Below are 20,369 nucleotides of genomic sequence, written 5' to 3' on the forward strand. Positions count from 1 at the left end.
TCATTAAGAAGTATTAAGCACTCATGTCCTTTGATCCAGAATGAGGCTTTGCTGCAACTTGGTCAAAATCTTTGTAGATAGCGCGTTCTTTTCCATACCACCAGTCACCAGCTGTTTTTTGTAGGAAAGGTACAACCCAATAGTCTAAACCGATTGAACGACCAGATCCGTTCATTAATGCAATGGAAGCTGGTAATGCCCAAACTTTGTCCCAACCAAGCATAGCCGTTAGGGTGAACATCACTAAGAATCCAGCACTTGCCAAGCTAGCTAACCAAGTGAACAATCCACCTAAGATGGCTAGACCGATTCCTAATTCAATGAATACCATTGCTTTTTGCATGAAGATGGCAACCTCAGGTGTTGGAAGCATGATTTCCATGATCCATTGGAACCAACCCCACATACTGCTCAAAATAGGTGTAGCATATTCTGCACCTTCTGCGGCTACTTCACTAGCTCCACTCGTTGTAGCCTGTAACCATTCGAATGGCATTTTGACACTATTTGCTAATAACCAAGAATCTTCACCAAGACCGTTGAATAAGTTTTTGACATTTGAGAAGCTTGAAGTAGCTTCCTTCCAGGTCTCCTCACCCCAGAGCTTCGCACAGCCCTCGACAATCCAAAAGCCTGCTACGAAAATACGTAATGGTAAGCTCCAAAGGACATTACCATAGCGAGTTGGGAAGCCTCTGAAAATGTTACGCTTATCTTTCGTATGGAAAAATTCGTGCATCACATATTGGAACATATAATAGCCGCTTCTGATTCCAAAGAAATAATATAAATTAACCATATGCTTCACGAAGTTTGCAAACCAACCACTTAAATGAATCCCACTTAAATCAGCTACACCATATCTTGCTCCGATGGAAACCATGACACCATGGTACTTTCCTTTGAATGGTTCTTTTTCTCCACCGCTAATCTCAGCGATAATGCTTTTTGCTGCAGTCATTCCTGTTTGTTCAGCCGCTTCAACAATTTGAGGTTGAGGCTTTCCTGGTTCTTCTTCGAAATAGGCTAAGTCACCAATAACGTAGACATTTTCTAGCCCTTCAGCTTCCATAAATTCGTTAACCTTTAATCGACCAGCACGGCCTGATGACATGCCATAATCCTTTGTATCTGAGTTAGCTTGAACACCTGCCGTCCAAATCAGTGTATGAGTTGGAATCTCACCTCCTGATTTTAAGATGATTGAATCTGACTTAACCTCAACAATAGGAGAGCTCTTTAGAATTTTGACGCCTTTTTTGACTAAATAGGATTCAGCTTTGTCAGCGTCCTTGCGTCCTAACATATTTAGAATCGTAGGAGCTGCTTCGATGACATATAAGGTAATGTCTGATTCATCTAATTTGTTATTTTTCGCTAATCTTGCTTTCCATTCAACTAATTCACCAACCATTTCAATCCCGGTAAAACCAGAACCACAGACTGTGAAGGTAAGCATTGCACGTCTTGTTTCATCATCATGAACACGTGCTGCACGTTGAACTGTTTTTTCAATATGTTCGCGTAGCTTGACTGCATCTTCCCATGACCACAGAGTAAAGGCATGTTCACCAACACCAGGAGTACCGAAATCGTTAGGCTCACCACCCATACCTAAAATCAAATAATCATATGGGAAAGATCCATGTTCTGTTGTCACACATTGTTTATCATGATCAACATGTGTGACATTGTCTGTCACTAATTTAACCTTTGTTCGATTGAATAAGCGTCTTAAATCAAATTGAATAGCGTCTGGCTCAACTCTGTGAGCAGCTACCTCGTGTAATTCAGTCATCATTGTATGATAAGAATGACGATCAATTAATGTAATTGAGACTGATTCGTCGCGTTTATATTTTTTAGCTAGCTTCTTTGCAGCATGGACACCGGCATAACCTGCACCAATGATGACAATGTTCTTCTCTGCCATTTGTGTTCACTCCCTTTGTATACTTGTTTCCAATATTTAATTTGTGAATAGATGAACAATCCACTATATCGTACAGCGGCTTTTAGGAACTGTCTATAGTGTTCACTGAATAGTAACAAAAACGTTTCGCGATTCAATGTTCATATCTTTTTCACAGTATCTTTAGTAATAACCTGTTAAAATTTAGCCAAAAGTATTTAGAAATATATAAATAGAGGCAATGGTATTAAGTGTGAAATCACTTGTGAAAACATTCACAACATAGAAAGGTTTGAATCAGATGAAAATTAAAAGCTTAGTAGTGATAGTAATAGTAACTTTTTTTATCATAGCTGGCTGTAGCCAATCGAAGGGCTCTAAAACAATCAGCACACCTTATAAGCAAACAGCTTTCTTAATGGGGACAGTAGTGACAGTCAAAATCTATGATGAAGGAAAAGAAGCTGTGCTAGAGCCTGTCTTTCATCGAATTGAAGAGTTAGCGAGACAAATAACAATGAATGAAGAGAATGAAGATGAATCTGAGGTTACAAGGATTAATAAGATGGCAGGTATTGAGCCAGTGAAAGTGTCTGAGGACCTCTATAAGCTGATTGAGTCAGGAAAGCAGTATAGTCAGATCGCTGATGGAACGTTTGATATCTCGGTGGGACCATTAACTAGTCTATGGCATATTGGTTATTCAGATGCGAAAAAGCCTGATGAATCTGAAATCCAAGAGGTATTGTCACTAATCCAATATGAAGACATTGAATTAAATGAAGACAACCAAACCGTCTTCTTGAAGCAAAGTGGAATGAAATTAGATTTAGGTGCTATTGCTAAAGGCTATATCACAGATGAAGTACTTGCTGTATTAAAGGAAAATCAGGTAGAAACAGCAATTATAGATCTAGGGGGAAATGTCTATGTGATGGGGAAAAACACAAGTGGCAAGGACTGGACCATAGGAATTCAAGATCCTTTTTCACCAAGGGGTGAGATAGTTGGTAGGATTGCTGAATCTAACATATCGGTTGTTACTTCAGGAGTATATGAGCGTTACCTAGAAGTGGATGGTGTAAAGTATCATCACATCTTGAATCCTAAGGATGGCTATCCATATTCGAATGATATTGCGGGAGTAACAATTATTAGTGATAAATCGATGGATGGTGATGCACTTTCTACTTCGGTTTTCTCGAAGGGGATAGAAGATGGGATGGCGTTCATTGAGGAGATTGAAGACGCAGAGGCCATTTTCATTAGTCATGATAAGAAAATCTCTATGACCTCTGGGATCAAAAAACAATTTGAATTAGTGAATGAACAATTTGAAATAGTAGAATAACCATTTTTTCAAAAAGGAGGGGTTACGCAATGTCGTTTTCTACATTTTTAAAAGTAGTTGAGATTCGAACAAAAATAGCGAGTTTATTTCCATTTTTGGTGGGCTGTTTATTTGTTATCTATCGATTTGATTCATTTCAACCAATCAATACACTTATCTTTTTTCTTGCGATGTTGATATTTGATTTAACAACAACAGCAATTAACAATTATATGGATTACCGAAAAGCATCAAGTGAGGCATATCGGAAGGAACATAATGTGATAGGACAAGAAGGAATCAAGGAGAGTGTTGTAATTACGACCATTATTAGCTTATTGGTCATTGCCACAGCTTTAGGATTATGGCTCGTTGTCCGCACAGATCTGTTGGTCCTATTCATTGGAATGATTTGCTTTGGTATCGGTATTTTCTACACCTTTGGTCCAATTCCGTTATCACGGATGCCACTTGGTGAAGTATTCTCAGGCTTAACGATGGGCTTTGGAATTATCTTCTTGACAGTCTATGTGAATGCCTTTGACCAAGGGATCGTGCAACTTATCTGGGAAGGGAGATTAGTAAGGTTTGAGGCAGATTTAATCTTAATACTTGAAATTATCCTTATTTCACTTCCATGTATCTTTACTATTGCGAATCTGATGCTGGCAAATAATATTTGTGACTTGGAAGAGGATATCAAGAATCACCGATTTACGCTGCCATTCTATATTGGAAGAAAGTATGCAGTGTGGCTTTTTGACGGATTATACATTGCCTCATTTGCAAGTATATTAATAGCTGTTTTCTTAAATATTTTGCCACTGGTGATGCTCCTTACGCTAGTAGCAGTCTTACCTGTTTACCATCAGGTGAGAAAGTTTAATAGAAAGCAAGTGAAGTCAGAGACTTTTCATGTAGCTGTGAAAAATTTAGTACTTGTCAATGGATCAATTGTTTCCATGCTCGTAGTTTCACTATTTGTTTAATAAAGGAGGCATCTAGATGGTGACACCTATTGTAGAAGTTGAGGCCATTACATTTAAATATGATCACCGAGTTGAATCTGACGTATTAACGGATGTGTCATTTACGGTTGCTAAAGGTGAATGGCTTGCGATTGTTGGACATAACGGCTCAGGTAAGTCGACGCTTGCAAGGCTGCTAGTTGGAATAGTAGATGCGCAGCAAGGACAAATTCGAATTGCTGGGCATGTATTAAATGAACAATCCAAATGGGATATCAGACAACATATTGGGATGGTCTTTCAAAATCCAGATAACCAATTTATTGGAACAACGGTGCAAGATGATGTCGCCTTTGGATTAGAAAATATCAATATGCCTTATCAAGAAATGAAAAAAAGAGTAGACGAGGCGCTAGAAGCAGTCAATCTGACATCACTTCGTTTGCATGATCCATCTAGGCTGTCAGGCGGACAGAAACAGCGCGTGGCACTTGCAGGAATTCTAGCATTAAGACCATCTATTTTGGTTTTAGATGAAGCGTTTGTGATGCTTGACCCAAAGAGTCGTAGAGACTTGCTTGAAACCTTACAGCAATTACGAAGGGCCCATAATCTTACTATTCTATCAATTACACATGATATGAATGAAGCGGCTGTTTCAGATCGCGTGCTCATGTTGAACACGGGTAGAATTGAAAGATGTGGATCTCCAAGTGAGGTGTTCAGCTATGAACTGGAATTAATGCCACCTTTAACTGAACGATTGAGAAGAGAATTGAAGGAACGTAATCGAAGAGTTCCGGATTTCTATATGACAGAAGACGAAATGGTGCAATGGTTATGGAAATAATATTTAAGGATGTAACAGCTGATTACGAGGTTGGTCCGATTCGGAGTCCACTAGTTCTTCAATCGGTGAATATGACTCTGAAATCAGGATCATTCACAGCTATTATTGGACACACGGGAGCGGGTAAATCTAGTTTGTTGAAAGCCATGAATGGATTAATCATTCCGACTGCCGGAGAAGTAACAATTGGTGATGTAGTGATACAGCCAGGAAAAAATAAACGTTCATTAAAAAAAATCCGCAAAAGAGTTGGGATGGTTTTTCAGTTTCCAGAATCGCAGCTTTTTGCTGAAACGGTGGAAAAGGATCTGTGTTTTGGTCCTTTGAATTTCGGAGTCCCATTGAAGGAAGCAAAAGAAATGGCAAGAAATGTCATAGAGTTAGTTGGCTTAGATCCACAAATTCTAACGAAATCTCCTTTTTCACTTTCAGGTGGGCAAAAAAGACGAGTAGCCATTGCAGGGATCTTAGCAATGGAGCCAGATATACTAGTGTTAGATGAGCCTGGAGCAGGACTAGATCCGAGGGGGAAGAAAGAAATATTAACAATTATTTCAGAGCTACATCGCAAAAGAGGGATGACAACAATCTTAGTAACACATGATATGGATGATGTTGCTTTATTTGCTGATGATGTAGTTGTCATGGAGAATGGAAAAGTCGTCATCCATGATCAAATGAGGGAAGTGTTTGCTAATTTAGCATTATTAGATAAACTGCACTTAGACGTACCGGAGGCTCGCCGTTTACAGCTTAAAATTGAGCATCGAACTGGAATTCAATTGCCACAGGTGTGCTTAACGGTAGAAGAACTTGCTGATACCCTTATTGAGGCGGGGCTTGCATGAATAAGTTAATATTAGGACGCTATTTTCCAGGAGAATCGATTATCCATTATCTTGATCCAAGGGGAAAATTAGTAGCTGCCATCTATTTTATTTTTGTTCTGTTTCTCGCAAATAATTGGCAGACGTATTTATTGCTCTGGGTATTTACTTTCCTCATGATGTGTTTATCGGGAGTGAAGCTTAAAGTCTATCTTCGTGGAGTTCGTCCCTTAATTTGGCTCATCTTATTTACCGTTTTTCTACAGATTTTGTTTACTGCAGGTGGAAATATTTATATTGACTGGGGGCCGATTACGATCTCTGAATTTGGTCTCGTAAATGGTTTTTATGTCTTTTGTCGTTTTGTTATGATAATATTTGTATCAACGGTTGTAACTCTTACAACGAAACCAATCGATTTAACAGATGGAATCAATTCGTTATTACGCCCACTCACATACCTCAAAATCCCTGTAGCAGACTTATCTCTGATGCTATCGATTTCATTAAGGTTCATTCCAACTTTACTAGATGAGACGCAGAAGGTCATGGATGCACAGCGGGCAAGAGGATCTGAATTTGGTGAAGGCTCACTTGTCAAACAAATGAAAACCTTAGTACCCTTATTTTTGCCGTTATTTGCAAGTTCACTTAGTCGTGCGGAGGAATTAGCAAATGTAATGGAGGTAAGAGGTTATCAATCAAGTGTAAGAAGATCATCCTTCCGCCAATTAAGCTGGCAAAAAAGAGATACCTTTAGCTTAGTCGTTATGCTCCTATTAACAATAGGACTTGCTCTCTTAAGGACGGAAGGGATGTCACATTAGATAACGAGGTAGGAGGCGGAAAACGCCTTCTCTTTTTTTGATTCATCGGCTCTGTTAAAATAGATAGGACTAGCTCTTAATATAGAAGGAGGGTTCCAGTTAATGGATCTTCAGAATCTCACATTACATACTGATAAATATCAAATAAATATGATTTACGCACATTGGAAGATGAATCGACATAATAACATTCGTGTATTTGATGCATATTTCCGCAAGAATCCGTTTCAAAATGGCTATTCTGTTTTTGCAGGTCTTGAAAGGATTATTCACTATATTAATGCCTTACGTTTTTCAGAAGAGGATATTCTATATTTGAAGAATCAACCTGAAAATTATGATGAAGGTTTCTTAAATGAACTTAGAGAAATGAAATTCACAGGAAACATTTATTCGGTGGCAGAAGGGGCAATTATTTTTCCAAATGAACCAATCATTAGAGTAGAGGCGCGAATTTTTGAAGCTCAATTAATTGAGACGGCTTTATTAAACTTTATGAATTATCAAACCTTAATTGCGACGAAGGCTTCAAGAATTAAGCATGTTGCCCAAGATGATATGTTCTTTGAATTTGGAACGAGAAGAGCACAAGAGGCAGATGCGGCGATTTGGGGATCTAGGGCTGCTTATATTGCTGGATTTGACGGCACTAGTAATATGGAATCAGGGAAGCGATTTGGTATCCCTTCGATCGGAACACATGCCCATTCTTGGGTGATGGACTTTGAAAGTGAGCTAGAGGCGTTTCGAGCGTATGCAAATGTATTCCCAGATAAGACGGTTCTCTTGGTGGATACATATGATACGTTGAAATCGGGACTTCCCAATGCTATTAAAGTAGGGAAGGAATTAGAGGAAAAAGGTTATCGCTTAAAAGGAATTCGACTTGATAGTGGGGATCTTGCCTACTTATCCAAGAAAGCAAGAAAGATGCTGGATCAAGCTGGATTAGACTACGTTTCAATTATTGCAAGTAATGACTTAGATGAACATGTAATTCTTGATTTGAAATTCCAAGGAGCTCGGATTGATTCATGGGGTGTTGGGACTCAGTTAATTACTGCAGCTGATAATCCTTCTCTTGGTGGTGTGTATAAGCTTGTTGCACGTAAGGATGATGACACATATGCACCAGTTATCAAAATATCTGCTAACCCTGAGAAAGTAACAACGCCTGGATTTAAAACCGTATACCGAATTATTAATAAACGTACCAACAAAGCGATTGGGGATTATATTGCTTTTCCAGAGGAGAAAGTGAAGGAAGCTAAGCAATTAAACATGTTTAATCCCATCCACACTTATATCCAAAAAACAGTAACAGAGTTTGAAGCAGTAGAAATCCTACAGCCAATTTTTCAAAATGGTGAGCAAGTATACGAGCTCCCAACCTTAGATGAAATAAGAGCATTCCACAATTCTCAACTAGATCTGTTCTGGGAAGAATACTTAAGAAAGTTAAATCCTGAGCACTATTTAGTGGTTTTAAGTGAAAGTGTTTGGAAGGTCAAAACAGACCTAATGGCATCCAAAAGCTAAAAAAAGAAGGAACAAATTTGTCAATTAGGACAAATCTGTTCCTTTTTTTGTATTTAAAACCGTGTTGTCTTGTTTGTCTTCTTACCTTTATTCATATTCTTAAGAATAACTCTTCCTAAAATAATGATACCTACGATTCCAGCATAGACAAGGAATAAAACAATATATCCCCATAAACCTATCACTGCATCCCAGAAATCCATATTCCCACGATTGGTAATTGCCTGCTGGATTTCAATTGCAAACACTAATACAAACATGAATGTTAATGTATAAAAGAATGCGATAAGCTGAATCCCAAAACGGAATTTAGCAAGCCATTTAGAAATGCCTAACACAAACGCATAAGTCACAATGCCAATAATGCCCATGACCCAGAAATGCATATCTTTGTCCGTCATTTGCAAGCCGAATATATCATTGATGAGAATAATAAGGATATCGTGCAATTCATTGACTATATCAACGATAAATTTAATTCCTTCTCTCATTTGCTCTCATCACTCTCTTCTAATTGATTTAAAGATTCATTATATAGAGGATCTTATTTTAAATCAATGATTTTTGTAATGATGAGTGGATTGCGTTTGATTTGTTCATAAATGAAGCCTGATAGAGCTTCTCTAATCTTTTTCTCCAAATCAAATCTACTGATTGGCTCCTGTACAAGAGAAGAAACTAGTGATTGAATGTCATCCATTAATTGCTCGGACTGTCTCACATATACAAATCCTCTTGATATAATTTGGGGCTTCCCAATCACAACCTTGTCCTTTCGTAAAAGAAAGACAGAAATCATTCCATGTTCAGCAAGGACTTTTCGTTCATTAAGCACGCTTCGGCCAATGTCTCCAATACCATGTCCATCAATATAGACAGGAGCAGCAGGTACTCTTCCAGTAATGGCTGCTACTTCAGCACCCTCAGTGATCGAGAGGACATCACCATTTTCAAGAATATACGTGTTTTGTTCTGGGATTCCACATTGCAACGCTAATGTTTGATGCATTTTTTGCATTCTGAATTCACCATGAATTGGCACAAAAAATCTTGGCTTCATCAAGCTAAGCATGAGCTTTAATTCTTCTTGAGCACCATGACCAGATGTATGGATATCATTTAACTTATGATGAATTACTTCAGCTCCAGCTTTTGCTAATAGGTTCTTTAAACGATTCACACTTAATCCATTTCCAGGGATAGGTGAAGATGAGAATACCACTGTATCTCCATCGATAATTTGAATGTGACGGTGTCTGCCAGAAGCTATTCTAGATAGAGCAGCAAATGGTTCACCTTGACTTCCAGTACAAAGAATAGTCACTTCGCCTGCAGGAAGGTGTCGGAGCTCAAATTCTGTAATAAAGGTTGAGTCAGGTGCTTCAATATACCCTAATTCTCTTCCAAGCGTAATCGCTCTTTCCATACTTCTCCCAGCGATGAAGACCTTTCGATTGGTTAGAACCGATGCATTAATGACTTGTTGAAGTCGATACACATTCGAAGCGAATGTAGCAAAAATGATTCGGCCCTCTTGTTTTTTGACAACATCAAGAATAGTATTGCCGATATGGCGCTCTGACATGGAGAAGCCTGGGACTTCACTATTTGTACTATCAGACAACAGACAAAGGACACCGCTTCTACCAATTTCACCCATGCGAATTAAATCAGGAGCTGGTCCAATAGGAGTGAAATCAAATTTGAAATCTCCTGTATGTACGACATTACCAAGTGCAGTATTCACGACAATTCCTAATGAGTCTGGAATACTATGAGTTGTACGGAAGAATGACACGCTCAAGCTTGAAAAAGAAATGACATCATCTTGCTCAATTTCATGTAGTGTCGCTTCTCTCAGTAAATGATGCTCTTCAAGCTTACTTTTGATAAAACCAAGCGCTAATTTCCCTGCATAAATAGGAACCTGTATCTCTTTAAGGAGAAATGGGATTCCACCAATATGATCCTCATGACCATGTGTGATAAATAATCCTTTGATCTTATGAGCATTCGCTACTAAATACGAAAAATTCGGGATGATATAATCAATTCCAAATAGTTCACTATCAGGGAATTTAATCCCTGCATCAATGATAATAATTTCATCTTCGTGCTCAACTAGATACATATTCTTTCCGATTTCACTTAACCCACCCAAAGGGATGACTTTTACTGATTGTTTCTTTTCATTCTTAATCATAAATCCTCCAAATATATATTATTTTCTTTTTTTTCTGAATTATAAAGAGCTAAATCACGCCGTATCTGCGGTTTAAAGCCACCACCTACTATTTAATCTTCAAATATATTTATCGTTTGAAATGAAATGTAAGAGGATTTGGGGGAAGGGGATATTACATGCTACACATGTGGCTTTGTAATAGGTAATATATTGTAAACCGTTCACCATTGTTTGTTGTTTAACTATATCTCTATATTATTATATTTAATCCTTAATCATCCGTCAAAGTTAAGTCTCAATAGCCACTGAAGCAATAGTTGATTAATTGAGTTAGGGAATGGTATAAATGAGTTAATTGACAGAAAAGTTCGATATTAAAGTGAGGGATAAATATGAATGATATAGTGATTCGTATGGCTGAATTAGAAGATCTACAAGCGATCAAAACAATTTACAATGAAGGAATTGAAGATCGAATTGCTACTTTGGAAACGGAATTGAAAGATGAAGCATTTATGAATGATTGGTTTGAAAGGCACCAAGGCCGGTTTAAAGTATTTGTTGCAGAACTTAATAATGAAGTCATTGGTTGGGCTTCGTTAAATTCTTATAATAGCCGTTGTGCATATAATGGAGTGGCTGACTTATCTCTGTATATAGCAAGAGCGTACAGAGGAAAGGGTGTTGGGAACACATTACTTCAAGCAATCGAAAATGCTGCGAAAAATAATGACTTCCATAAGATTGTTCTCTCAACTTTCCCGTTTAATCAATTAGGGCAAGGATTATACAGAAAAAGAGGATTTCGAGAGGTTGGTGTCTTTGTAAATCAAGGGGTATTAGATGGTCAATATGTTGATGTAATGATGATGGAGAAATTATTATCATAGAAGAATAAATAAGCCTCACATCATATTGATGAAAGGCACCAAAATTTCGTTCGCGTTTAAAAAAGCAATTTAGTTGGAGTGCCATTTTCTGTACTGTACAGAGCACCGACTGTTGCAATTTGAGTTTTATAAGCATCTTGATAGCTTGAGAGAATTCTAGAGCTGTCTCCTGTTAAAAGGGCGTGTATGAATGCCTCATTCTCAATAATGTAAGGATTACTTTTGTCAAGATGTTCTACTTTTCCATTTGGAGTTTGGATCGTCAATTTGTCTGGAGCAAAGTCGATAATGCCCTGATCTGTATAAAAGGTTAGTCCTGTTCTACCAACACCACTAGGAAGTATGCATGTATTTGAGATATTAGCAACAGCTCCACTACTTAATTTCATATTTACTGTTCCAACATCAGAAACGGTGACAGCATCGACTTTTTTGTGCATAATCTGGTTACCATAATAGGCAAATACTTCATCAATCTCACCACAAACGTAACGTAATAGATCAACCATATGAGTAGTTTGTTCAATAAATTGTCCACCCGAGCCGTCCTGATTTCTCCACCAAGACACCATTGGCATTCCGCCAGACCATTGACCTAGCACCATTCCAAGCTGTTGTTCTTGTAAAGTTGCTTTCAACATTTGAACGGATTCTTTATAACGGAAGTGGTACCCAACAGAAGTAATCAAGGTTTTCCTCTCTAATTCCTTTAAAATGGTAGAGGGGGTTAATAAGTCTGCCCCTAAAGGTTTCTCAACAAAAAAAGGAATGTTTCTTTTGACTAATTCAAGTTCGATTTCTCCATGTGCCATTGGTGGGACACAAATGTAGACAGCATCTAGCTGTTCAGCGTCTAGCATTTCAGTTAGATTATCGTAGCCTGATACATTGTTGTATTCGCTTGCAAAAATAGTTGCCTTCTCTTTACTTGTTCCACAAACAGCTGTCAATTGAACTTCCTTGAATGTTGTTAAAATCCCACAGTGCAGTTTACTGAAGTAACCTGTGCCTACCATTCCGATTTTTAAAGTCAAAGCCATCCACTCCTCATTTGATTTGCGCTACCATAGTTCCTATTAATGAAAGAATTCTATAATTATAGTGTAACTTATAAGTAAATTATGTGACAATGTTAGATTTTAATATAGTTGTCATCTATATATTTGTAACAACAATCATTTGGAAGTCGACTTGTTTGAACTAAGAGTCAAGTTTGTCCTTTTGTTTACATATACATATAAAAGCCCTTTTATTAAGAGGGAAACTATATGAATATGGAGCGGGTTTGAAATGGTTATAGGTTTACTGATTATTTTTATGTTTGTTCTATTTTTACCTTTGGTTGTAAAAAAAATAGAACGTAATCTAGAAATCTTTCTATTTGTGATGGGGATTACCGCTGCATTGTTAAGTGATGTTTTTAGTGGTTCTTTATTTGTTGTAGCAGCAACAGACCCTATAAAAATTACGGTCGCAGTATTAGTTGCAGGATTATTATTCAAATGGTTCCACCATCCTTTGGAAAAGATGATCACAGGCGTAAGTAGGCGGGTTCCTTATAAGTTCTTTATTGCGAGCACGGTTATTTTATTAGGACTTGTCTCAAGCTTGATTACTGCGATTATTGCGGCACTTGTTCTTGTGTTGATCGTATCCTCCTTGCAATTAGATCGTAAATCAGAGGTGAGATTTGTTGTATTGGCTTGTTTCTCAATCGGACTAGGGGCGGCGCTAACACCAATAGGTGAACCACTTTCGACGATTGCAATCAGTAAATTAGATCAGGATTTTACTTTTTTAATGAGATTACTTGGTTCAGAAATTCTAATAGGAATCTGTCTATTTGCAGCATTGGCAGCATTTTTAGTTAGAAAGCCTGAAACAAAAGGGAGTCTGGCTAAAAAGCAAGCGCCTGAAGGGTATGAAGAAATTCTTGTTCGAGCATTGAAGATTTACTTTTTTGTCATGGGCTTGACGTTCTTAGGTGAAGGGTTCGAGCCATTAATTAATACATATTTCATTGGCTTAAATCCATCCATCCTCTATTGGTTAAATATAATCTCTGCTGTGTTAGACAATGCCACGTTAACTGCCGCAGAAATTAGTCCATCAATGGATATGTTAACGATTCAGGCGATTCTCTTAGGCTTACTGATTAGTGGGGGGATCTTAATCCCAGGAAATATTCCTAATATTATTGCTGCGGGTAAGTTGGAGATTACAAGTAAAGAATGGGCAAAGTTTGGTGTTCCTATTGGTATCTTGACAATGGTGATCTATTTTGTGGTTTTGTTTGGTATTTTTAGTTAGGGAGTTATTTTGATAGTGGGGAATTAGGTGTGATGGTTTATGTTGAGTGTGGATAAGGGAAGGATTTTCGGTTATTGGTGTGATGGAGTTCATTTTGAGGCAAATAAGGGAAGATTTTTCGCTTATGTAGTGAAAAATCCCCCAATTTCACCTTTTTCGAGTGAATAGGGGGAAATTTTTCCTCTATTTTTGCATTTTTATCATCATTTTTTCTAATAAGCGGAATTTTTCCTCTTATCCTCATCAATGACTATAAAGAAGCCCGCCAGTAAATTTACTTCTGCAAATTGATTGCTTACTTAGTTTCTTCATCCATATTGAACCAAAGTGGGTCATCAATGTCTACTTCGCCATTGTAGTTAATGAGAATTTCTTCACCAGCTTTAATATCTTTGTAGGCAAAGAAATCAAATGTATGGTTATCAAAGTTAATATCATATGTTGCATTCGGCTCGTATGAATGGTTAAATAACATGCCATATCCAAGAAGCATAGCTGTATGGTTTATTCCATATTCGAACGCATAATCAGCAAGCAATGTTTTTTCAATATGGACATGTTGTTCATTAGGGTATGCAATCACAGGTGCTTCATGAATTAGCTGCCCTTTTTTGATATCTTGTGTTGCAAATACACCTCTATTAAATTCTCCGTCTGAGAGGGTAGAAGTTTTTACTTCAATCATTTTCGTCACCACTATTTCTTTTTAATATGTAGAGTCTCTATTAGAGTGACATTTTATCACAAGGAAAGCAACTATTTATCTTGAAAAGTGGGAGTAGATGAAGATTACCTCCCACTATTTTCAACTTAGCAGCAACTGTTTAGTGTTTCTTCACAGCATTCTTTCTCGTCAGTTGTGCAGCATTCTTCCTTTACTTCCTCAATTGTAATCTTACAGCAATCTGATGGTTTTGAATCCTTTTTGAAAAATGTAAACATCCTATTCCACTCCTTATAAAATGATTTTAGATAAGATAAAAAATGAAGCCAGAGATGGTTGACATGGTGATAACAGAAATCAAGAAGCACTATAAATCAAAATTTCTTGATGAATTAATCATATATCCATATTTTTCTAAAGTCAATCATTAAATCAAAAAAAATTGATTAATAAGATCTCAGGAGTCTTCGTGTATGATTTGTGGATAGTCTAGTGGGATTTAGAAAATGCTACTACTATTATTTTCTTGAATAAGAGTTGAGGTGCTTGGTTTTGAAGGAATTGACAATGTTAGAGGAAGTTGAAGAGTTTATTGGGGCAAGTGATTTTAACTTTCTGTACATTTCTAGAACAAATTGTAGTGTTTGTCATGCACTACTTCCACAGATCAAAGACTTATTTGAAACCAATTTTCCACTGGTGAACTTAGGATATGTGAATACTGAAAGAGTCGAGGAAATTGCCGGACAATTGTCTGTTTTTACAGTACCGGTCTTAATATTGTTTTTAGATGGGAAGGAGCTCATTCGAGAAGCCAGATTTGTTCATGTCGAGAAATTTAAAGAGAACATTTCGAAGGTTTATCGAATGATTCATGAATCTTAATGGAAGGGTGACAAAAGTATGTTAAGAAATCTAGTTATGGTTTTAGGACTTGTTGGATTGATTGGATCGGGATTTTATGCAGATACGAGGATAAGTGCTTCAAATGATATTCCTGTTGGAAGTCAGGTACAGGTTGGGATTCAGGAAGGAAATCAAGCCCCTGATTTTGAATTAGAGCAGGTAGGGGGAGGGCAATTAAAACTATCTGATTTGAGGGGGAAGAAAGTTATTTTGAATTTTTGGGCATCATGGTGTCCACCTTGTAAATCTGAAATGCCACATATGCAATCTTTTTATGAGGACCAAAAGGGAGGCAATGTAGAAATCCTTGCGGTGAACCTGACCAATGCAGAGAGGCAAAAGGATGCTGTTGATGCATTTGTGAAAGAGTACAAATTATCTTTTCCGATTTTACTTGATCAAAACGGTGAGGTTGGTGAAGCCTATCGTGTTTTTACCATCCCAACGAGCTTGTTTATTGATTCGAACGGAATCATTGTGAAAAAGATGATTGGCCCAATGGATAAACAAATGATGGAAGAGATGATAACTAGCTTTGAATAGGTATTAAAAAACGGAGGAAGAGCACTTTTTTTGAGTGCTCTTTCTCCGTTTAATCATGCTTTATCATCGTTCAGTGTCCGTTTTTCTTTTTTTACAAGCTTTAGTAGATAAATTGTCCCTAGAGTGGTGATTAATGTGCTTAAGACAACTAGGATGTTGTACAGATTATGTTTGGTAAACAGGTTGATTAGTGCATAGGAGACGACTAAGGATGCTAATGGTGAGATTACCCAAACCATCGCGATTCGTTTGATTACGTTTTTTTGTAATACTTTTAAACCGTTCTTGGCTGTTCCGACTCCTAGGATTCCACAGGTCGTTACTTGTGTAAGGGGAATAGGTAGGCCGAATACAGAGGCGATAACGACCAATCCTCCTCCAGTAAATGATACAGCACTTCCTTGTAAGAGGGAGAGCTTTGTGATTTTTTTTCCATTCGTTTCTAATACTTTGCTACCTAAAACAATGGCACCAATTGATGTGAAAATGGCTCCAAACAAGATTCCAGAACTTGTTGATAAAATGCCGGCTCCAACTAATGGACCAATCGAATTTGCTACATTATTCATCCCAGCAGAGAAAGCTTCAAAACAACCGCCTAGTACTAGGAGGAGTGATAACCATTTTGCCCATCTGCCTTGTCCTTTTAGATGTGGCCATTTCTTTTCCATATAGTTAATGATTTTTCCGAAGATATATGTGATTAAAAAGGAAGCAATCGGAATAATTACCCAAAAGGATATAATGATGATTAATTTGCTTGTATATACTGCATGATAAGCAGCCCCAACTCCCACAATAGATCCCACTGTTACTTCACTTGTTGAAAGTGGAATACCAATTAAATTTGATAGAAAAAGAGTGAAGGTTGCCCCGACTAAAATAATGACAACAACGTTTACTGTTAATATATCAGAAGGGATAATTCCCGAACCAATTGTCTTTACAACTTCTCCTCCACCAAGAACTGCACCCAGAAAAGCAGATATAGCGACCAAAATTAAAGCCAGACGTTTATTTTTTATAGCACCAGAACCGTACGGAGCCCCCATTGAAGCAGCAGTGCCACTAGCACCGATGTTCATCGCAAAGAATAGAGCAACGGCAATGGCTACATATGTCAATATCATAGGACTAACCCTTTCTTCTTTAGAAGATTTTTCTTTTGTGAACGTTGAAAAAATTAAAATTTATATAAGTATATGTAAATAGATGGGTTACAGTGACCTATTTCTTTGGATATTTAGAAATAACTCAGGTCATTCGCTTAAAAATGCATACAAAAAAGCCGTCCCATTCAGGACGGCTTGATGTGTTTGTTACTTTACTTCTTCAGGTACAGATAACCCTAGTCCTTCAGCGACACGTTGACCGTATTCAGGATCTGCTTTGTAGAAGTGCCCAATTTGGCGTAATTTAATTTCATCACTTTCAACAGGTTCCATTGCACCAACGATGGTTGAAACAAGGCGAGAGCGTTCTTCTTCGCTCATTAGGCGATATAGGTCTCCAGCTTGAGTATAGTGATCGTCGTGATCATAGGCAACACTTTCAGCTACGCCTGTTACAGGGAAACCTGTTGTTTTATGTTCTGAAGCTTCTGTTGGGCCACCTAAGCTATTTGGCTCATAATAGACGGAACCCCCACCATTATTATCAAATCTCATTTGACCATCACGTTGGTAGTTATTTACCTCAACATGTGGACGATTGATAGGTAGCGCTTGATGATTTGCACCTACACGGTAACGGTGTGCATCCGCATATGCAAATAAGCGACCTTGCAGCATTTTGTCAGGTGATACTTCAACACCAGGAACAAGAGTACCAGGTGAGAATGTTGCTTGCTCAACCTCAGCAAAATAGTTTTCAGGATTACGGTTAAGTACCATTTCTCCAACTTCAATTAGCGGATAGTCTTTTTGTGACCAAACCTTTGTTACATCAAAGGGATCGAAGCGGTAGGTATTAGCATCTTCTAATGGCATGATTTGAACATAAAGCTTCCATTTAGGGAAATCGCCATTTTCAATTGCATTGAATAAATCTTCTGTATGGTAATCAGGGTTTTCACCAGCAATTTTGGCTGCAACTGCTGGGTCAAGGTTTTTTACACCTTGCTCAGTTTTGAAGTGGTATTTCACCCAAACTGCTTCGCCTTCTTCATTTACCCATTTAAATGTATGACTACCAAATCCGTGCATATGTCTTAATGTTGCAGGAATACCACGATCTGACATCAGAATTGTCACTTGGTGAAGTGATTCTGGAGATAGTGACCAGAAATCCCATACCGCGTTAGGGTTTTTTAAATGAGTTTGTGGATGACGCTTTTGTGTATGGATAAAGTCAGGGAACTTAATCGCATCACGGATAAAGAATACTGGTGTATTGTTACCAACGATATCGTAGTTTCCTTCTTCAGTGTAGAATTTAACAGCGAATCCACGTGGGTCGCGAACAGTATCAGAAGATCCATTTTCACCGGCTACTGTTGAGAAACGAATGAATAGTGGAGTGCGCTTTCCAACACCATTGAATACTTTTGCTTTTGTATATTTAGAAAGATCATTTGTCACTTCGAAATATCCATGCGCTCCAGCACCTTTAGCATGAACAACACGCTCAGGCACACGTTCGCGATTAAAATGAGCAAGTTTCTCTAGTAAATGAACATCTTGAATTAATGTAGGGCCACGATGGCCTGCTGTAATTGAATTTTGATTGTCTCCTACAGGAGCACCAAAACTAGTAGTTAGGGTTTTCTTTTCGTTCGTCAATTAAGTCACCTCTTAAAATTATTTATTAAGCATGTTTATATTATAATATAATTCTCTTAAAAATCAATACTTATTTATAATAATTATAAAGAAATACTAATTAATAATATCTGAAATTAATAGAATGTGTTGATAACACTAGAGATTTATAACGATTTAGCTACTATTAGAATAGTAATTTTCATAAAAATAGTATGTATATGACTAATTCACCTCTTGTCTATATCTAATGATAGTCTCATTTATATGTTTTACATTGAGAATTATGCTAATTAAACTAAATAAATATTTTAAATGTGAGAAGAGAAACAAAATAGACCTTCATAGGGATGATATGAAGGTCGTCATTCGTTTTGTTAAAATACTTTTTTGAATTTATCCCACCAATGTTTTTTAGGCTGAGACGTTTTTATTTTATTACTATAGAGAGGGACACTTCCTATTTGTTCATCTTTCATATAGATATCTATTGCACCAACTTCAAGTTGGTCTTTTTCGCTTTTCTTCTTATTATATGGAATTACTTTTAGTGCTATGTTTTTAATTTCATCTTTCTTTAAAGGATATTTGAAATCTTTTTTTATAAATAAGTTGTCAGTGTACACATCATCCAAAAGATTAGGGAGTTCATTTTTTTCCAAAATGTTAACTAATTTATAGCTGTTAAAGGCTTGGTTATAGAGGCTTTTGTGATCGTTCCAGTCATTTCGGTCATTGATTGTGACTGCGATTAATTGAAGGTTATCTTTCTCTGCTGTTGTAACAAGTGTACGTTTGGCTCTTTTTGTATAACCGGTTTTTCCTCCAGTACAGTAAGGATAAAGCTGAGTAAGTAAGCGATTTTTATTTTTCCATGTGACTGTTCCGTGTTTGCTGAGAGATTTAGCAGTATAAGATTTAGTTCCTGCTATTTTCGCGTATTCATCATTTTTCATGGCATAGCGTGTTAAGAGGGCCATATCATAAGCTGTGGAATAATGATTTTCATGATCATCTAAACCATGTGGATTCGCGAATACAGTATTTTTCATTCCTATCTCTTTTGCTTTTTTGTTCATCATTGAAACAAAGGAGTCTAGATTTCCAGCAACATGCTCAGCAATTGCTACTGCCGAATCATTTCCTGAGCGGAGCATTAACCCATATACTAAATCCTCTAGCATTACTTTTTCTCCTGCTACAAGATATAGTGAGGAACCTTCAGTACCAGCTGCTTTGTTACTTATTGTGACTGTATCTTTTAGCTTTCCTGATTCAATTGCAAGAATTGCGGTCATGATTTTCGTAATACTAGCGATTCTCATCTGTGTATGAGCATTCTTTTCATATAATACTCTTCCAGAGTGCTGCTCAAGTAAAACCGCTCCTTTTGCTGAAATAGCATAGCTAGTCAATGGTGAAGAAGTCATCACGAATAAAGTAATCAAGACAGCAAGGATCGTTTTTAATCTTCTCATTCGTACCACCTCTCCATATTATTTTAGCTTTTTTATGATTTCTTAAATAACGGTTAATATGCATTAGTTGAAACTAAAAAGTAGGGAATTAATAATTACATAGTATTTCCAATGGATAATTGGTTGACTTCTATGAAGTTTGAATGGTATGATAGCAAAAGTTGAAAGCGAGATAGACTATTCATCAATCAAGGAAAGTAACAGTCAAAACTATTTTAAAAAAATATTTGACAATAACTTTCGAGGATGATATATTATATTTCTGCTTCAAAAAAGTTCTTTGAAAACTGAACACAATAAACAAGCGTCAACGTTTTATCAAGTAACAAACTATTGAGCAATCAATACTCTTTTTGGAGAGTTTGATCCTGGCTCAGGATG

19 protein-coding genes are annotated in these 20,369 nt (G+C 37.2%); 10 read left to right on the forward strand and 9 right to left on the reverse strand.

Annotated features, from left to right (window positions below):
- Nucleotides 1-13 precede the first annotated feature (13 nt).
- Entirely contained in the window at nt 14-1,933 is a 1,920-nt protein-coding gene (locus F7888_RS21180) for an FAD-dependent oxidoreductase (protein WP_191783182.1), read from the reverse strand.
- Between the two features lie 280 nt (nt 1,934-2,213).
- On the opposite strand from F7888_RS21180, the gene F7888_RS21185 reads away from it, so the two are divergent.
- The 6 genes from F7888_RS21185 to F7888_RS21210 all read left to right on the forward strand — a co-directional run bounded on the left by F7888_RS21185 (nt 2,214) and on the right by F7888_RS21210 (nt 8,253).
- Nucleotides 2,214-3,263 (forward strand): FAD:protein FMN transferase, encoded by a 1,050-nt coding sequence (locus F7888_RS21185; protein ID WP_191783184.1) that lies wholly within the window; start codon nt 2,214-2,216, stop codon nt 3,261-3,263.
- Between the two features lie 29 nt (nt 3,264-3,292).
- Nucleotides 3,293-4,231, forward strand: coding sequence for a 1,4-dihydroxy-2-naphthoate polyprenyltransferase (menA, locus tag F7888_RS21190; RefSeq protein WP_191783187.1), 939 nt, complete (start codon nt 3,293-3,295; stop codon nt 4,229-4,231).
- A 16-nt stretch (nt 4,232-4,247) separates the two neighbouring features.
- Entirely contained in the window at nt 4,248-5,060 is an 813-nt protein-coding gene (locus F7888_RS21195; protein WP_191783189.1) for an energy-coupling factor transporter ATPase, read from the forward strand.
- Entirely contained in the window at nt 5,051-5,908 is an 858-nt protein-coding gene (locus F7888_RS21200) for an energy-coupling factor transporter ATPase (RefSeq protein WP_225228943.1), read from the forward strand. Before F7888_RS21195 ends, F7888_RS21200 begins: the two co-directional genes overlap by 10 nt.
- The gene (locus tag F7888_RS21205; RefSeq protein ID WP_191783192.1) at nt 5,905-6,714 is read left to right on the forward strand and encodes an energy-coupling factor transporter transmembrane component T family protein; all 810 of its coding nucleotides are present in this window, start codon (nt 5,905-5,907) and stop codon (nt 6,712-6,714) included. Before F7888_RS21200 ends, F7888_RS21205 begins: the two co-directional genes overlap by 4 nt.
- A gap of 102 nt (nt 6,715-6,816) precedes the next feature.
- Nucleotides 6,817-8,253 (forward strand): nicotinate phosphoribosyltransferase, encoded by a 1,437-nt coding sequence (locus F7888_RS21210; RefSeq protein ID WP_191783194.1) that lies wholly within the window; start codon nt 6,817-6,819, stop codon nt 8,251-8,253.
- A gap of 53 nt (nt 8,254-8,306) precedes the next feature.
- On the opposite strand, the gene F7888_RS21215 is transcribed toward F7888_RS21210, so the two are convergent.
- Together F7888_RS21215 and rnjA are read right to left on the reverse strand one after the other, a co-directional pair.
- Nucleotides 8,307-8,744 carry a hypothetical protein gene (locus F7888_RS21215; RefSeq protein WP_191783196.1) on the reverse strand — a complete coding sequence of 146 codons (438 nt, stop codon included), beginning with the start codon at nt 8,742-8,744 and terminating at the stop codon, nt 8,307-8,309.
- A gap of 53 nt (nt 8,745-8,797) precedes the next feature.
- Complete coding sequence (gene rnjA, locus F7888_RS21220) at nt 8,798-10,453, reverse strand: ribonuclease J1 (RefSeq protein ID WP_412096026.1); 1,656 nt, start codon at nt 10,451-10,453, stop codon at nt 8,798-8,800.
- Nucleotides 10,454-10,830: 377 nt separating this feature from the next.
- Here rnjA and F7888_RS21225 point away from each other — a divergent pair, with 377 nt between their 5' ends.
- Complete coding sequence (locus F7888_RS21225) at nt 10,831-11,328, forward strand: arsinothricin resistance N-acetyltransferase ArsN1 family A (protein WP_191783200.1); 498 nt, start codon at nt 10,831-10,833, stop codon at nt 11,326-11,328.
- A 56-nt stretch (nt 11,329-11,384) separates the two neighbouring features.
- On the opposite strand, the gene F7888_RS21230 is transcribed toward F7888_RS21225, so the two are convergent.
- Complete coding sequence (locus F7888_RS21230; protein ID WP_191783202.1) at nt 11,385-12,362, reverse strand: Gfo/Idh/MocA family protein; 978 nt, start codon at nt 12,360-12,362, stop codon at nt 11,385-11,387.
- A gap of 256 nt (nt 12,363-12,618) precedes the next feature.
- Here F7888_RS21230 and F7888_RS21235 point away from each other — a divergent pair, with 256 nt between their 5' ends.
- The gene (locus tag F7888_RS21235) at nt 12,619-13,638 is read left to right on the forward strand and encodes a DUF1646 family protein (RefSeq protein WP_191783204.1); all 1,020 of its coding nucleotides are present in this window, start codon (nt 12,619-12,621) and stop codon (nt 13,636-13,638) included.
- Nucleotides 13,639-13,933: 295 nt separating this feature from the next.
- On the opposite strand, the gene F7888_RS21240 is transcribed toward F7888_RS21235, so the two are convergent.
- Nucleotides 13,934-14,323, reverse strand: coding sequence for an SET domain-containing protein (locus F7888_RS21240; RefSeq protein WP_191783206.1), 390 nt, complete (start codon nt 14,321-14,323; stop codon nt 13,934-13,936).
- A gap of 125 nt (nt 14,324-14,448) precedes the next feature.
- Nucleotides 14,449-14,580: a hypothetical protein gene (locus tag F7888_RS22875; protein ID WP_263601438.1), complete on the reverse strand. Its 132-nt coding sequence runs from the start codon at nt 14,578-14,580 to the stop codon at nt 14,449-14,451.
- 274 nt (nt 14,581-14,854) lie between these two features.
- Between F7888_RS22875 and F7888_RS21245 the strand changes: the two genes are divergently transcribed.
- Both F7888_RS21245 and F7888_RS21250 read left to right on the forward strand, forming a co-directional pair.
- Nucleotides 14,855-15,187 (forward strand): thioredoxin family protein, encoded by a 333-nt coding sequence (locus F7888_RS21245; RefSeq protein WP_191783208.1) that lies wholly within the window; start codon nt 14,855-14,857, stop codon nt 15,185-15,187.
- Nucleotides 15,188-15,205: 18 nt separating this feature from the next.
- Entirely contained in the window at nt 15,206-15,751 is a 546-nt protein-coding gene (locus F7888_RS21250) for a redoxin domain-containing protein (protein ID WP_191783210.1), read from the forward strand.
- A 53-nt stretch (nt 15,752-15,804) separates the two neighbouring features.
- Here F7888_RS21250 and F7888_RS21255 read toward each other — a convergent pair whose 3' ends face one another.
- From F7888_RS21255 to F7888_RS21265, 3 genes are all read right to left on the reverse strand, one after another.
- The gene (locus tag F7888_RS21255) at nt 15,805-16,881 is read right to left on the reverse strand and encodes an inorganic phosphate transporter (RefSeq protein ID WP_318246342.1); all 1,077 of its coding nucleotides are present in this window, start codon (nt 16,879-16,881) and stop codon (nt 15,805-15,807) included.
- Between the two features lie 189 nt (nt 16,882-17,070).
- Nucleotides 17,071-18,531 carry a catalase KatA gene (gene katA, locus F7888_RS21260; RefSeq protein ID WP_191783212.1) on the reverse strand — a complete coding sequence of 487 codons (1,461 nt, stop codon included), beginning with the start codon at nt 18,529-18,531 and terminating at the stop codon, nt 17,071-17,073.
- A 356-nt stretch (nt 18,532-18,887) separates the two neighbouring features.
- A complete protein-coding gene (locus tag F7888_RS21265) occupies nt 18,888-19,988 on the reverse strand; it encodes a D-alanyl-D-alanine carboxypeptidase family protein (protein WP_191783214.1) in 1,101 nt (366 codons plus the stop codon).
- Nucleotides 19,989-20,369: the final 381 nt, after the last annotated feature.

Source organism: Litchfieldia stipae (assembly GCF_014837155.1).
In the GTDB taxonomy this organism is placed as follows: Bacteria; Bacillota; Bacilli; order Bacillales; family Bacillaceae_L; genus Litchfieldia.

What these genes read in the sequence shown, in the direction of transcription:
- F7888_RS21180 (WP_191783182.1), bottom strand. Translation starts at nt 1,933, where the DNA reads ATGGCAGAGAAGAACATTGTCATCATTGGTGCAGGTTATGCCGGTGTC.
- F7888_RS21185 (WP_191783184.1), top strand. Translation starts at nt 2,214, where the DNA reads ATGAAAATTAAAAGCTTAGTAGTGATAGTAATAGTAACTTTTTTTATC.
- menA (WP_191783187.1), top strand. Translation starts at nt 3,293, where the DNA reads ATGTCGTTTTCTACATTTTTAAAAGTAGTTGAGATTCGAACAAAAATA.
- F7888_RS21195 (WP_191783189.1), top strand. Translation starts at nt 4,248, where the DNA reads ATGGTGACACCTATTGTAGAAGTTGAGGCCATTACATTTAAATATGAT.
- F7888_RS21200 (WP_225228943.1), top strand. Translation starts at nt 5,051, where the DNA reads ATGGAAATAATATTTAAGGATGTAACAGCTGATTACGAGGTTGGTCCG.
- F7888_RS21205 (WP_191783192.1), top strand. Translation starts at nt 5,905, where the DNA reads ATGAATAAGTTAATATTAGGACGCTATTTTCCAGGAGAATCGATTATC.
- F7888_RS21210 (WP_191783194.1), top strand. Translation starts at nt 6,817, where the DNA reads ATGGATCTTCAGAATCTCACATTACATACTGATAAATATCAAATAAAT.
- F7888_RS21215 (WP_191783196.1), bottom strand. Translation starts at nt 8,744, where the DNA reads ATGAGAGAAGGAATTAAATTTATCGTTGATATAGTCAATGAATTGCAC.
- F7888_RS21225 (WP_191783200.1), top strand. Translation starts at nt 10,831, where the DNA reads ATGAATGATATAGTGATTCGTATGGCTGAATTAGAAGATCTACAAGCG.
- F7888_RS21235 (WP_191783204.1), top strand. Translation starts at nt 12,619, where the DNA reads ATGGTTATAGGTTTACTGATTATTTTTATGTTTGTTCTATTTTTACCT.
- F7888_RS21240 (WP_191783206.1), bottom strand. Translation starts at nt 14,323, where the DNA reads ATGATTGAAGTAAAAACTTCTACCCTCTCAGACGGAGAATTTAATAGA.
- F7888_RS22875 (WP_263601438.1), bottom strand. Translation starts at nt 14,580, where the DNA reads ATGTTTACATTTTTCAAAAAGGATTCAAAACCATCAGATTGCTGTAAG.
- F7888_RS21250 (WP_191783210.1), top strand. Translation starts at nt 15,206, where the DNA reads ATGTTAAGAAATCTAGTTATGGTTTTAGGACTTGTTGGATTGATTGGA.
- F7888_RS21255 (WP_318246342.1), bottom strand. Translation starts at nt 16,881, where the DNA reads ATGATATTGACATATGTAGCCATTGCCGTTGCTCTATTCTTTGCGATG.
- F7888_RS21265 (WP_191783214.1), bottom strand. Translation starts at nt 19,988, where the DNA reads ATGAGAAGATTAAAAACGATCCTTGCTGTCTTGATTACTTTATTCGTG.